The organism is Virgifigura deserti, from assembly GCA_003576685.1.
Taxonomy (GTDB): domain Bacteria; phylum Pseudomonadota; class Alphaproteobacteria; order Dongiales; family Dongiaceae; genus Virgifigura; species Virgifigura deserti.
Genome location: QOZR01000017.1, coordinates 24753 through 39381 on the forward strand (window position 1 = coordinate 24753; position 14629 = coordinate 39381).

A 14629-nucleotide genomic window follows, 5' to 3' on the forward strand; every position below is an offset into this window, starting at 1 on the left:
CGAGACTTTCGTGTCGCATCCGAGCCAGTTTAAGAGGCTTCCTCCAACCGAGCAACGCTACGCCGGGATCGGGCTTCCGATAAGGCTACGCGCAGATTTCTGCTTCTCTGAAGTGATGGAAGCACCAACTTCTTCCTGCGGGCGCCGAACCGACGACCGGGAGAGGGAAAGTGGAACCGACCAGAGGCCTTCCCTGTCGGCGGATAACATCAGGGGTTGCGTTTTCAATGCATCGTCGCCGCGAGCAGATCGCCGACAGTTGCATCCACGTCATGGGTGTGACGGCCAGTGTCGTTGCATTTGCCGCACTCATGGCTGTTGCGTTGAAGCAAGGCGGTTTGCTTCTGGTCGCCAGTTTGATGATCTATGGTACCGGCATTGTCACCACGTTCGGCTGCTCGGCACTTTACAACCTGACAGCGGCCCCCGCCCGGAAGGAAGTTCTCCGCCGCTTCGACCATGCCGCCATCTTTTTTATGATTGCGGGCACGTACACGCCCTTCACCCTGATCAACGTCGACGCTGCTTGGGAGCTGACCCTCTTCGTCTTCATATGGCTCATCGCTGCGAGCGGAGCCGCCGTGAAGCTGTTGTATCCGCGGCGCTTCGAGCGCCTCTCCATCGCACTCTATCTTCTGCTTGGTTGGAGCGTATCGATGACGTTGGAGCCGCTCCTTTCGACAGTCTCACTGCCGGTGATTATCCTTTTGGCAGTCGGAGGCCTGCTTTACAGCTTCGGTGTCGTTTTCCATCTCTGGGATCGCCTACCCTATCAAAACGCCATTTGGCATGGTTTCGTTCTTGCTGGCGCCGCCTGCCACTATGCAGCGATCCTCGACTATGTCACCGTCCCGAGCGGGCGCGCTTGACCCCGCCGCCACTCCTTGGCGCCGTACTTCGCCGGGTTGTAGGGCTATCGCCGAGTTCTGCCGATGCGGGTGCACAGGTGGGTGACATCGTCAGAAGACGGCCAGGGATTGCACCTCACCGAGACGCGCCCCATATTTAGAGTCTGTAGATTTTTTGCTTCACCTCTTGCCGTTTCGCCTTTCTCAGGCGTTCCTTCAAGATATCCATGAGGCCGAAAACTGCATGGCGCCACGCGAATGGTCGCGCGGCAGCTATCCAACTTTTATTGACGGAGGCCATCATGGCCAGTGGTATCGTGAAGTTTTTCAACACCCAGAAGGGCTACGGATTCATCCAGCCGGACGACGGCGCGAAGGACGTGTTCGTCCATATCAGCGCCCTCGAGCGAGCTGGCATGCATAGCCTGAGCGAGGGGCAGAAAGTGACCTTCGATGTGGTGAGCGAGCGCGGCAAACTCGCGGCCGCAAACCTAGAAACGGTTTAGCCCTGCCACTGGGCGCCGCTTGCGCCCAATCGCAAGCTGTTCCGGAGCGGCGCCCCCCTGGGGCCGCCGTTCTTTTTTCTTCGACTGGCGCCGATGACCGGCCTGGGTTCTCGTGCGCTACCGGCACGGACACGCACACACGTAGAGCGGGGAACACCCCGCCGATCTCTCGGCGGGGTGTTCTGTGTCTGTGCTGTCGGGCGGATATGGTTGGTTGCGGGGGCCTGAAACCACCGATAGTTGACTTGCCCGCTTAGTGATATATGAGACTTGAGCGAGCCGATTCTGGGGGCCGTCGTAGGTTCCTGGCGATGCGCTTGCCGTGGCTTTGCGGGGTGGTGGTAGGGCGCTCGTCAGTATCCTGGAAGAGATCCGGGTGGGCTTGCGCATAGATGTCGGCGCCTGGCGGTCCGGCGCTTATTCCTCCCGCAGCGCCCGATCGACGTGGTCCCGCAGCGGCTGAATGATGTAGCTCAAAGGCGTGCGTTCCTCGGTCCGGATGAACGCTTCGACCGGCATGCCGGGTATGAGCATCAGGTCCCCCAGACGCTCCCGTTCCTCGGCGGACAGCTCGATGCGCGCGACGTAATACAATTCGCCGGTCGATTGGTCCTGTGTGAGATCGGGCGAGACATGCGCCACGGCACCTGTGATCTCCGGCGTCGTGCGCCGATTGAATGCGGACAACTGCAGCACGGCCTGCTGTCCGGGAGAGACCTGATCGACATCCGTTGGCGCGACCCTTGCCTCGACCACGAGGGTCTCGTCGTCCGGCACGATCATCATGATGGTTTCCGCCGGGCCGATGACGCCGCCTACGGTATGCACCGCGAGCTGATGGACGACGCCGTCACGCGGCGCGCGGATGTCGACTCGGGTCTGCCGGTCCAGCGCCGCTACCTTGCGCTCCCGAAGCTCGGCGAGCTTGGCCTCGACCTCACGCAACTCTTCGATGACCTCGGTCTGCATGTCCTGATCGATCTGGATGATCTGCAGCTTGATCTCGCTGACCCGGCCGCGCGTGCTTGCCAGGTTCGCCTGGAGCTGGCCGCGCTCGCCCTCCAGCCGCGCCTTCTCCCGGCGCAGGGCGGTCAGGCGTGTCGCCGGGACGAGCTTCTTTTCGTACAGGCCCGCCAAGTCTCGCAGCTCGCTCTCGATCAGCGTCAATTCCTGATCTTTCGCCCCAATCTGCGCGGCAAGCCCCTGGCTTTCCTCTTTGAGCTGCGCGATGCGTTCCCGAAGTTGGGCGATCTGGCCGGCGCGACCCGCCCGCCGCGTGCGAAGGAGAGTCTGTTCGCCGGCGAAGGCGCGCGCGACGGCTCCCTCGTTTCCGGGCGAAAGCGCGGGCAGGACCTCCAGGTCGGCTCGACCGTCACGCTCGGCCTCCAGCCGCGCGCGCCGCGCCGTCAGCTCGATGAGCTGTTGCTCGACAATCATCAGGTTGGCGGCGATCACAGTGTCATCCAGACGAGCCACGAGCTCGCCCGCCACCACATGGTCGCCGTCACGGACGAGAATCTGGCTGACCACACCGCCTTCGGGGTGCTGTACCCGCTTGCTGCTGCCTTCGACGACAATGGAGCCGAAGGCGATTACCGCACCGTGCAGCGACGCGAGCGCCGCCCAACTGCCGAGACCACCGACCAGGCAGACGATCACAACGATGCCCAGGGTCAGGTAGCGGCGAATACCGTCCCTACCATCCGGGTCCCCGCCGGAGGGCTGAGGAGCGGCTTGGGGCTCGGCCCGGGATCCGGCCTGGGAACCGGACGGCACCATGGTCAATGCAGACTCCGACACGGCTTGCTCCTCAAGCGGCTGCGACAGGATGCTTCAGGACGCGGCCAAGCACCTCTTCCTTTGGTCCGAAGCTCTGCTGGCGGCCATCGGCCAGAACCAGGACGCGATCGACTGCGACCAGGGCGCTTGGCCGGTGGGCGATCACTACCACGATCCTTCCCCGCTCCCGCGCGGCGCGGATGGCGCCGGTCAGCGCCGCGTCCCCCTCAGCATCAAGATTGGAGTTGGGCTCGTCCAGCACGATGAGGAAGGGATCGCCATAGAGCGCGCGAGACAGCGCGATCCGCTGCCGTTGCCCGGCGGAGAGCGCGATCCCACCATCGCCGAGCCGAGTGCCATATCCTTCAGGCAGGCGCACGATCAGGTCGTGGGCGCCAGCATAAGTGGCAGCGGCGACCACCTCCTCCGATGTCCAGTCCGGTCTGAAGCGGGCGATGTTCTCGGCAACAGTGCCGTCGAACAGTTCGATGTCCTGTGGCAGATACCCGATATGCCGGCCGAGTTCGTGCGGCGCCCACTGGTCGAGAGCGGCCCCGTCGAGCCGGACGCCGCCCTTGCTGCCCGGCCAGGCCCCCACCAGCGCACGCGCCAGCGTCGATTTGCCGGACCCGCTCGGACCGATAACGCCGACCGCCTCGCCCGCCGCCAGGGAGAAGATGACGCCCGTCAGCGTCGGCCTTTGTTGGCCCGGAGGCGCGACCGCGAGATTCTCGACCTCCAGCCGCGAGGTCGGTGGCGGGAGGACGAGCCGATCCTCGTCCCTGAGCAGGGCCGCAGCCAGATCGCCGAGCCGCCGATAGCTTTGGCGTGCCGAGACGAAACCCTTCCAGTTGGCGATCGCGAGCTCGATCGGCGCCAGCGCGCGCGACGAGATGATGGAGACCGCGATCATCGCCCCGGCGGAGATCTCCTGCTGGATCGCCAGATAGGCGCCGGCCGCAAGCGTCAACGATTGCAGCAGAAGACGGAAGGTCTTGGACGCGGCGGTCAGCCCCCCGGCCGCGTCGCTCGCCGAGCGGCCGCTATCCAGGAATGCCCCATGAGCCGCGACCCAACGCTGCTTCATCGCCGGCGTCATGCCCAAGGCGGTGACCACCTCGATGTTCCGCCGCGCCGCCTCCGTCAGCGCGTTCCGCGCCGCCCCCTTCTCGACCGCGATTTTCGTGGGTCCCCGCGTGGCGAACTCCGTCAGCAGCGCAAAGGTGCAGAGGACAAACACCCCGATCACCGACAGAATGCCAAGCCAGGTGTGGAACAGGAACACGATGACCAGATAGAGTGGCATCCAGGGCATGTCGAAGATGGCGACCGGGCCCTGGCCACCGAGAAACTGGCGAAGCTGATCCAGATCGCGGACCGGCTGCTGGCCGTCGCCGCCCTTCCGGCCGCGCAGGGCCATCGTTGTCGAGGCATCGAAGACGAGGTCGGACAGCCACCGGTCGAGCCGATTGCCGATACGCAGCAAGAGGCGCGATCGGATGAAATCGAGTGCGCCCTGGAATGCGTACAGCACCGCGACCAGCCCCAGCAGGACCACGAGTGTCGGGACGCTGCGGCTCGCCAGCACCCGATCGTAGACCTGCAGCATAAATAGTGGCCCGGTCAGCATCAGGATGTTGATCATGCCGCTGAACAGCCCGATGCCGAGAAAGGCCCCCCGGCAGGATCGCAGTGCCGCCGCGACCACGGATCGCGGCGGCACCGGGAATCGATTTTGCACGCTCGACCTCGGTTGTTAGACGAAGCGGAAGTCGTCCTGCTGCAGATGGCTCAGATGCGCCCGCGCCAGGGTGAGAACGTTGTCCGGATCGAGGGTAATCACCACATCCGACCCGATCTGCTCGGCACTATCGACGACAGCATCGAAGTCAGCGAATAGGCTTGCGTCGAACTCGATTACGTCCCGCCCGTTGTCGAAGTCGGCGACGACGTCTTGCCCGAACGACGGGACGAAGACGAAGGCATCGTCGCCCGATCCGCCGGCCAGCACATCATCGCCCAGTCCGCCCGCAAGCCGGTCGTTGCCGGACCCGCCCAGGAGCCGGTCGTCCCCGTCCCCACCCTCGAGATCATCGGCACCCGCACCGCCCTGTAGCTCGTCGTCGCCCGATCCGCCGCGCAGCATATCCTCGCCATGGCCACCGAGCAGCCGGTCATCCCCGTCGCCGCCCTCGAGCAGATCGTCGCCACCGTCAGCAGTCAACTCGTCGTCGCCGGCGCCAGCCCGCATCACGTCATGGCCTTCGCCGCCGTCCAGCAGGTCGTCACCGTCGCCGCTCTCCAGTACGTCATCGCCGGCACCGCCGAAGAGCCGGTTGTCGCCCGAGCCGGACTGCAGGAGGTCATCGCCAATGCCGCCGACGAGCTCGTCGTCGCCGGCACCGCTCTGCAGGGCGTCATCGCCATGGCCGCCCATCAGCCGGTCATCGCCATCGCCGCTCTCCAGCACATCGTCGCCGCCATCGCCGAAGAGCTGATTGTTCCCGCCGGTCGTCCGCACGATGTCGTCACCCTCGCCGGCGTCCAGCAGGTCGTCACCGTCGCCGCTCTCCAGCACGTCATCGCCGGCACCGCCGAAGAGCCGGTTGTTCCCGACCAAATCCGTCAAGACGTCGTTGCCGATACCGCCGTCCAGCAGGTCGTTGCCGGCACCGCCATTGAGGATGTCGTCACCCCACTTGCCATAGAGCCGATCGTTTCCAGTGCCTCCGGTGAGCGTGTCGTCGCCCGCGGTCCCGTTGAGCGTTTGGTCCGGATTCGGCTCGCTCGGCCCGTCGCCCTTCACTAACGAGATCACATTCAAATCGTCGAAGCTCACGCCCTGGCTGCCCCAGGAATAGAGGCCCACTGTGCCGCTTTCGATGTTCTTGTCGCCGATCCTGTAGGCAAAGACCGCTTCGCCATCCACAAAGGCCTGCATCATGCCGTCGAGGATATCGACCCGCAGATTGATCTGCTGTCCCGGAACATATTTGCCCGGAACCTGGCCCAACGTCTTCTCATAGCCATCGACCATGCTGCGCAGCTGCCAATAGCCGCCCTCGCTGTCGAGCTCCATTTTGTAGTAGTTGTTGGGGTCCTGATAGTGCAGCAGCACGCCAAGGCCATCGTCATCCGGCGTGTCAACGGTGACTTCGACCGAATAATCGGTCCAGCCCGCGGCTTCCGGCTTGTTATAGAGCGCATAGGTACCCTTGCGCAGGGCATTGTGTCCGTCGCCAAGCGGGCTCCAACCGCGCTGCCACGGATCGGGATGCGAGGAATTGCCGCCCCAGGTAAGCTGCTTGGAGTGAACGTCCGAGTGCTGAACCAGCGCCCCGTCCTGCAACTGCCAATCCGAGGCCCCGCCGATATCGCCTTCATCGATAATGGTCCAATCCGAGAGATCGCCACCATTGAAGTCAACCGACAGCAGAACCTTCTCCTTGGCCACGATGTCGACATTGACCACATCGGTAGAAACATTGCCGGCCGCGTCGGCCGCTTCGAGCAAGACCGATTTGGTGCCGACGGGAAGGTCCACATTGACCTCCTTGCCCTGGGCGATTTGCTCACCGTCGAGCAACCAGCGATAAGAGACAACCGCGTCAGGACCGAAAGTGCCGGCTGCCGTCAGGTTCACCTCAGCCGTTCCATCACCGTCCGTATCGATGCTGCGCATGTCGCAGGCGCCATGGGCGGTCAGGGCAACCTGATTGACCATGACATTATCGAAGATCGCGCTCTTCTGGTTGCTGGAATAGACGCCGATCGTGCCGCCGGCGATCGGCGTTTCATCCACGACCGGACCGCCAAAGACGTCCTTGTCTTCGAGGAAAACGCTGATCGCGCCGTCCACGACCGCGACCCGCAGGTCGATCTCGTCATTGAAGCGATAGCCGCTGCGCGTTTCGGCCAGAACGGTTTCCTCGCCATTCTCCACCTTGATCAGCGACCGATGGGCACCTTCGCTGTCCATCTCGAAACGATAGTAATTGCTGGCATCCTGGAAATAGAAAACCGTGCCGATCGTATCGTCGTCAGTCGACCGCAGCGTCACGTCATAGACGTAGTCGGTCCAGGAAAGGGCCTCTGCGTCGTTCCACACCAGGATCTTATTGGGATTGTCCTGCGAGTAATAGAGCTTGCCTTCCGCGGCATCCAGGCCTTCGTCGTCGGTGCGGGAATGGACCGTACCCTTCACCTGCCAGAAGCCGGTTTCGGATTCATCGAGATAGTTGAGGGTGGCATCCCCGAAGCTGGCCGAAAGATCGGTCGAAAAGTCGAACTGGGTTACGCCGCCGATCGGGGTACTGAAGATGCCGCCGGCCGAAGGTCCGCCGATGGTGGCGATATCTTCAGCGGAGAGCGGGTTTTCCGTGAAGGCGACGCTGTTCACATAAGCGTCGACCATCTCGCGGCTCTCGTCGGCGAACAGCAGGAAGCCGTTTTCGCCGTCGAGAGTGAAGCGCTCCGCGTCCACAACCCGGCTGCCGACGCTGCTGCCGTTGACATATTTATGCAGGGTCATCGTGCCGTCTTCGCCCTGCTCGACGACCAGTGCAATCCGCTGCCATTCGCCATAGACGAAGCCGGTATCGTAGCCGCCACCACCGACGCCAGCCGTACCGTCGCCATTGTCGCGGATGAAGATGTCGCCGTCATCGCTATTGGTCGTATCGGTCTGCAGCAGCGAGAGGTAACGGCCCTGTTCGGGCGGCACCAGGATGTCCATCACGATGCTGTATTGCGTGATCGCCGGATCGCCGCTGGCGGGCTGCACCACGAACCCCTGCCGCTCGGTCGGCGCCGGGAAAAACATTACCTGGCCTTCGCCGCCTGCCAATTCCGGCAAGGTGAAGTCATTCGTTGAACCGAACCGGGTCGATGCCTCGAGCGCATCGCCCTTCTTGTCGACGATATCGATCGTTCCGCTACCCAGATTGGCCGACAGGTCGCCGTCGAAGGTGAACTGGACGGTCCGGTCGTCGACTTCTGTCAGCATGGCGCCGGCGGCCGGGCCACCAAGGGTTGCGATTTCGGCGGCGGAGAACACCTTGTCGGAGAAGACGAGATTGTTCAGGTGGCCATAGCCGCTCTCGCCATTATCGTCGGCGAGCAGCAGGAAACCGTTCTGCCCGTCGATCTTGAGGCGATCCATCGCCACCACCTGGCTGCCGACCAGCGCGCCATCGATATATTTCGTCAGCGTGGCATTCTGGTCGTCGATCTTCTCGACGGTCAGCGCGATTCGGTGCCACTGCTCGTAATTGATCGTGCCATGGATGCCGCGCAGGATCTCGAGCGAGCCGGTTCCATTATAATTGTTCTCGATGAAGATGACGCCGTCATTCTCATTGTCGAGATCGTTCTGGTATAGCGAAAAATAGTCGCCCTGACCGTCATGGACCAGCAGATCCATGACGATTGTGTAGCTGTCGAAATCATCGCCCGATGACGGCGCGAAACCGGCCTTCACCTGATAGTACTGGCCAGCCTCAAGTGGCGGGAACGACATGATTTCCGCATCGCCGCCCGCGAGTTCCGGCAGCGTCGTATCAGAGACCGTGCTGAACTCCGTGGCGTTGCTGAGGATGGGCCGCACCGTGGTCCAGCCGGCAGCGTCGCCGTCGTTGAAGTTATCGGCAAGCAGCGTACGATCACCGCTGACCGTCACAAGGATCTGGTCGCGCGTCACTTGGCCTGTCAGGTCTTCCGCCTCGAGCGTCAGTTCATGGCGGCCGACGCCGAGGGTGACCGACGGCTTCTCGCCGGTTGCCAGCAGCTGGCCGTCCTTGTCGAGCCAGCGATATTCGACGATGCCGTCATTGGGGTTGCGCGAGGCGCTGCCATCGAGCTCGACGGTCAGTTCGTCAGCGCCTTGCGGAGCTGACAAGAACAGGTCGTCGCCGGCATTGGCCAGCGCCTGCGGCACGACTGGGCCGAGATCGAGCCCTTCGATGACCTGCTCGTGCTCCTTGTAATCGCCGGCCAGTTCTCCCTCGGTGCGACCGCCGGTGAGATAGCCGTCAAACTCGGTGAAATAGGTCTGGGTCGAGATGGTCCCGGCGTCCGGGTCCACGACCACGAGGCGGATTGCGCCATTGCCGCCATTCCCGCCGTTGATCTCATTCGCGACGCCGTTCTGATAGTTCACCAGCATCTGATGGACGGGTTGTCCATACTGATTGTAGCTGGTGACGGTCTCGGCGCCGTCGCCGAAGATATGCCCGGAGAAGGTCATGACGACATTTGGATATTTGGCGGCCAGTTCGCGCCAGATCATCTCGCCGTCATTCGGGTTCTCGAGGGTATTGCCCATGCCGTAGTCATAACCGGTACCTTCACCGAACAGGGGATCGCCGAGAGGGTCGTGGCGGCCGGCAAAATTGGTCATCGAGTGATTGGCAATGATGACGCGGTGGTCGGCATGAGCCTCGATCACGTCGCCAGCCCAGCGGATGACGTCGTCGCGCACGCCGAATTCCATCGACAACACGAGCCACTTGGTCCCGTCGGGCGCGGCAAAAGTGTGGTAATTATTGGAGCTGCGGGTCGGTTCCTGGTCATAGACGCCGCCGAAGGTGGGATTGGTCGCCGCCTGCTTCTCCGGAGAAAAGATGCTGTCGAGAAAGTCCGACGTGTGGTCGTTCGCCCGGCCATTCTCACTCTGGTCATGGTTGCCCGGCAGCAGGGAGTAAGGGATCTCGCCATCCAGCTTGCGCAGGGCTTCCTCAGCGATAGCCCAGTTCTCGGCCGTATTGCGCTGGGTGATGTCGCCCACATGCACGACGAACTGGATGTTCTGGCCGTCCTTGTTGTCGACCAGCCATTGCGTCATGTCGCCGAAGATATGGTTGAGCTGCGGGTTGGATGTATAATCCTGCGTGTCCGGCAGCACGGCGATCGTATAGGCGTTCTCGCCGGTCACGCGGACCCTGACATTATCCGTCGCGCTGTGGCCAGATCCGTCGGTCGCGGTGATGCGGATGTCGCTGTGGCCGATCGCGCCGAAGCCGAAGGTGAGGATGCCGTTGGCGTCGATCTGGGCATCGGTGGCGACGTCGCCGTTGGCGTTCTCGATGGTGAAGGTCAGATCGCTGGAGCCGAAGACCTCGGTGAGGTCGATCGCGCGCGCCGCTGTGCCGCGCTTGACCATAATGTCCATGATCGGCTCGGCGACGCTGAGCGTCGTCTGGGCGGAAAGGTCATTGTCCGTCGTCGAAGCGGTCTGGTCGAGTGGCATCCTGTCTGTCCTCTGTTCTTCCGTCCGGTATTCTTCCGTCCGGCTTGATTAACGCCCAGATTGATCAATGCGTCGGCATTGGAAAGACGAGGCGCCCCGGCATCCCCCTGCCCCGAGTAACCACAGATCTAGCAGCCGATCATTGCAAGGCCGTGGAACACAGATGACATCGAAGGACTTGGCGGTCGCCGTGTCGAATGAAGAGGCCGCCGCGACGCCAAGTCGCGGCGGCCCCCGTTGATCAGGCGACGAAGCGGAAGTCGTCCTCCTGCAGCTGGCCGAGCGCGAGGCCGGCGAGCGTCAGCGCGTTGCCGTCGTCGAGCGTGATGACCACGTCCGAGCCGACCTGCGCGGCACTGGCCAACACCGCGTCGAAGCCGGCGAACAGCCCGGCGTCGAACTCGATCACGTCCTGGCCGTAGCGGCCGAAGTCGCCGATCGTGTCCTGGCCGAAGCCGACCGCGAACACGAACACGTCCGAGCCCCGTCCGCCGACGAGCTGGTCGTCGCCATAGCCGCCGGCAAGCACGTCGTCGCCGTAGCCGCCGTCGAGGGTGTCCGCGCCCTCGCCGCCGTCCAGCCGGTCGTCGCCGTGGCTGCCCAGCAGCGTATCCGTGCCCGACCCGCCGGCGAGCTGGTCGTCGCCATAGCCGCCGTCGAGGCTGTCGTCGCCCGCGCCGCCGTCCAGCCGGTCGTCGCCATGCCCGCCCAGCAGCATGTCCGTTCCCGCTCCGCCGGCGAGCCCGTCATCGCCATGGCCGCCGTCCAGCCGGTCGTCGCCGCCATTGCCGATCAGCACATCGTCGCCATGCCGGCCGACCAGCGTGTCGTCCCCGGCCCCGCCGACGAGTTCGTCGGCGCCCGCGGTGCCCTCCAGATGCCGGTCCGGCGCCTCGCCGACGAAGCGGAACGCGTCGTCCGTCAGCTGATCGAGGCTCACGCCCTCCAGCGTCAGGCTGCTGCCATCATCCAGCGTGATCACCGCGTCCGACCCGACCTGCGCCGAATTGGCCAGCACTTCGTCGCGGTCGCCGAACAGGGCGCGGTCGAACTCCAGCATGTCGCCGGCGGCGAAGTCGGCGATCACGTCCTGGCCGAAGGCCTCGTGGAACAGGAAGACGTCGTTCCCGGCGCCGCCGACGAGCACATCATCGCCCGTGCCGCCGTCGAGGCTGTCGTCGCCGTCACCGCCCTCCAGCACGTCGTCGCCCGCGCCGCCCGCAAGCGCGTCCAGGCCGGCCTCGCCCATCAGAAGGTCGTCGCCGGCCGCGCCGCGGAGCCGGTCGTTGTCGGCCCCGCCCTCGAGGATGTCGTCGCAGGCCCCGCCGTCGATCTCGTCCGCGCCGGCCCCGCCGACGACAATGTCGTCGCCGCTCCCGGCCTGGATCACGTCGTCGCCGTCACCGCCGTCGATCTCCAGATCGCCCTCGACCGCTGTGAGCGTGTCGTTGCCGGCCCCGAGCAGGATCGTCCCGGCGACCTCGGCGCCCGCCTCCAGGGTCACGCTGTCGTCGCCGTCGCCCATGTCGATGGCCGAGCCGCCGGACGCCATCATCGTGCCGCTGGTGACGAGCACGTCATCGCCGCCGCCCATCGACACACCGCCGATGATCGTGCCGGTGTTGGTCAGGCTGTCGGCATAGTCACCGACCAGGTTGATCGCCTCGTTGCCGCGCAGGTCGAACTGCTCTTCGTTGAAGACAGTTCCTTCGGGCTGGTGACCATCGCCATGGATCAGCCCGGCATTGACGATGGTGGTCGCGCCCAGGGCGTTGCTGTTGCTGGAGTTGTCGACCTGGATGCCGCGGCCGTAGCCGTAGATCTCGCCGCCCTCATGGTTGCGGATCACCCCGCCGCCGATGGCGATGCCCTCCGACACGTTCGGCTCGCCGTCATGGCGGCCCTCATGCCCCATGCCGCCGACAAAGCCGTAATTGTCGAGCTCCAGCAGCCCGTCGACGTCGATCGCGTCGCCGTCGCTGTCGCTGAGCTCCGCCGAGCGGCCCTCCATCGTGCCATGGTTGGTGATGTGGACGGTCTCCTCGACCGTGCCGTCATTGTCGATGTTCACCGCCGAGCCGTTGCGGCCGATCATCGTCGCCCCCACCTCGTTGACGACCCGGACGCTCTTGTCGCCCGTCACCGCGTGGCGCGCCGCCTCGATCCGGGCTCCGGCATAATTGTTCACCACGCCGCCATCATTGTTCTGGTAGTCGATGGCGTCACCGCCGCTGCCCGAAGTGGGCTCCATCATGATGGTGCCCCAGTTGTTGACGGCCGTGCCCTCACCCGGGCGGATCATGTCGGTGCCGCTCTCGCCCGTCTGCTGGATCACGCCGCCGGCGAGGTTGTTGATGACGCCCGTTCCACCCTTGACGGCATCGTGAAAATCGACGACGCGCCCGCTCCCGGTGACCGTGCCGGCATTGTTCAGCGCGATGCTGCTGCCATCGATCATGCGCGAGGGGTTGATCTCGCCCTCCATCACCCCGCCCTCGAGGTTGTTGATCGTCAGCGAGCCCCCAGCCTGGTTGTACGCGAAGTAAATGAGGCGACCGCCGTCTTCCACCTTCATCAGCCCGGCATTGTCGATCACCACGTTGCTGTCGGTGCCCTGCCAGGTTACGCCATAGGTTCCGATGCCCCCTTGAACGATCAGTTCACCGCCGGCCTCGACCACGAAGTGGTCATCGCCGGTGAGCACGATCGGCGCCGTGACCGTCTGGCCGGCGAGGATGGTCCGGTAATCGTCGTCATTGACGATGGTGCCGGTCGCAACGGACTGCGGGGCGACGGCGACCGGCGCCTCGGCATTGGTCGCCGTCTCGATCTCGAGCGTCACGGTCTCGTCGATCTCGAACACCGTGTCACCGGCCACGGTGATCGTCACCGCCGCCGAGGACTGGCCGGCGGGGATCGTGCCGCTGAAGGTCAGCGGCAGCCCGCCGACGAGATCGTCGCCGTTCAGATCCTTGCCCGGCGTGATCAGGCCGGAGAACTCGACCGCGCCGGTCGTGCTGCCGACGCGCTCGACTGTGAAGGTCAGCGTCGTGCTGCCGCTGTTCCCCTCGGGCTGCGAGACTTCGATTGACTCGGCGGTGAACCTGACGAGTTGTGCGTTCGGATCGATTTCGAAGGTCGGCACATCGAACGGCACGTCGGGCGCCGTGCCGTCCTGGCCCTGATTCCCATTACCATCCTGCGCGATCCAGTTCGACGGATTGTTGATGGCGGCCAGGTAGTCCGAAAAGGCCGGGAAGCCTGACGTGGGGCCATCATAAGCGGCAATGTCGGGAGTCATGCTCGGATCTCGAGTGCCGACGGCAACGGCCGTGAGACCTTCGGTCAGCCCGGTGTTCGCCAGGGTTGCCGGGAAGGAGGGGAATGCCCAACTGTTCGTGATCGCCGCCAAGAACTCGGCCGGGGCGCCCGGCTCGCCGACATAGGCGTAGACGATCTCGTTGGCAACTTCGATGTTGCGTGCCGCCTCCTCGCTGAAGGCGATGGTTCCGAGATTGCTGGTGGCGGTCTGCCCGGCCGCGAGCCCGTCCATGGTGACGATCGTGCCGGCGGCGATATCGGCCCCTGCGGTCCAACTCCAGGTCGCCTCGCCGGTGCTGAAGCTCGTGCCGTTCCATGCATTGTCGGTGAATTGGATCACCGTGCCGGCCGAGATCGGCTCGAGCGCGACGAAGGCGAGATTGTCAGCGCCATCGGCATTATAGCCGACGAAGGCGATGGAGCCTGGACCAAAAGCCATGCGTTGGGTCTCCTTTATGTGCTTTGAATGTTTCCGAATGTGTTCAAGGTGGCAATCCGCACCGCTCCAGAATGCTCCGCACTCCTGTCATCAATTCCCGGTTCGAAGCGCCGCCTGCGACGCTCATTAGCGATGCGAGTCGTTACGCCCCTGTGACAGATCGCTCGCCTTTTCTTGAACTTTAAAATAAATGCGAGAACTCGGACCGTCCCAGGCACAAGATGTCGCCTCTCTACGTCGCAACTCGCTGTACAGGATCCGTAAAGGAATGCGCCATAGCCGCATTTTCTGAGAGTGTTCTATTCTCCACTGCGCAATTATCTGAGGTCGTGCTTCCGTGCTCGATGGAGAACGAAGTGTCAGGCGCGATGATGCCGATCGGGCGGTCGCGCGCGATCGATTACGGCATCCCATTCCACAGAGACGTATTGACGGTCAGCGAATGCGGATCATCACAGCCGCACGACGCCACGCGCGCCTGCACGGGATG

The 14629-nt window shown here is 63.9% G+C and carries 6 protein-coding genes; 2 read left to right on the forward strand and 4 right to left on the reverse strand.

The window, feature by feature from the left end; translation table 11 throughout:
- Positions 1-227: 227 nt before the first annotated feature.
- Together trhA and DT069_RS22490 are read left to right on the forward strand one after the other, a co-directional pair.
- On the forward strand, positions 228-869 hold the full coding sequence (gene trhA / locus DT069_RS22485; RefSeq protein ID WP_119462590.1) for a PAQR family membrane homeostasis protein TrhA: 642 nt from the start codon (positions 228-230) through the stop codon (positions 867-869).
- Between the two features lie 281 nt (positions 870-1150).
- The gene (locus DT069_RS22490) at positions 1151-1354 is read left to right on the forward strand and encodes a cold-shock protein (RefSeq protein ID WP_119462591.1); all 204 of its coding nucleotides are present in this window, start codon (positions 1151-1153) and stop codon (positions 1352-1354) included.
- A gap of 417 nt (positions 1355-1771) precedes the next feature.
- On the opposite strand, the gene DT069_RS22495 is transcribed toward DT069_RS22490, so the two are convergent.
- From DT069_RS22495 to DT069_RS22510, 4 genes are all read right to left on the reverse strand, one after another.
- Entirely contained in the window at positions 1772-3154 is a 1383-nt protein-coding gene (locus tag DT069_RS22495; RefSeq protein ID WP_425450478.1) for an HlyD family type I secretion periplasmic adaptor subunit, read from the reverse strand.
- Positions 3155-3164: 10 nt separating this feature from the next.
- Entirely contained in the window at positions 3165-4874 is a 1710-nt protein-coding gene (locus DT069_RS22500; protein WP_119462593.1) for a type I secretion system permease/ATPase, read from the reverse strand.
- Positions 4875-4889: 15 nt separating this feature from the next.
- Entirely contained in the window at positions 4890-10379 is a 5490-nt protein-coding gene (locus DT069_RS22505) for a metallophosphoesterase (protein ID WP_119462594.1), read from the reverse strand.
- Positions 10380-10620: 241 nt separating this feature from the next.
- Positions 10621-14139 (reverse strand): calcium-binding protein, encoded by a 3519-nt coding sequence (locus tag DT069_RS22510; protein WP_119462595.1) that lies wholly within the window; start codon positions 14137-14139, stop codon positions 10621-10623.
- Positions 14140-14629 lie beyond the last annotated feature (490 nt).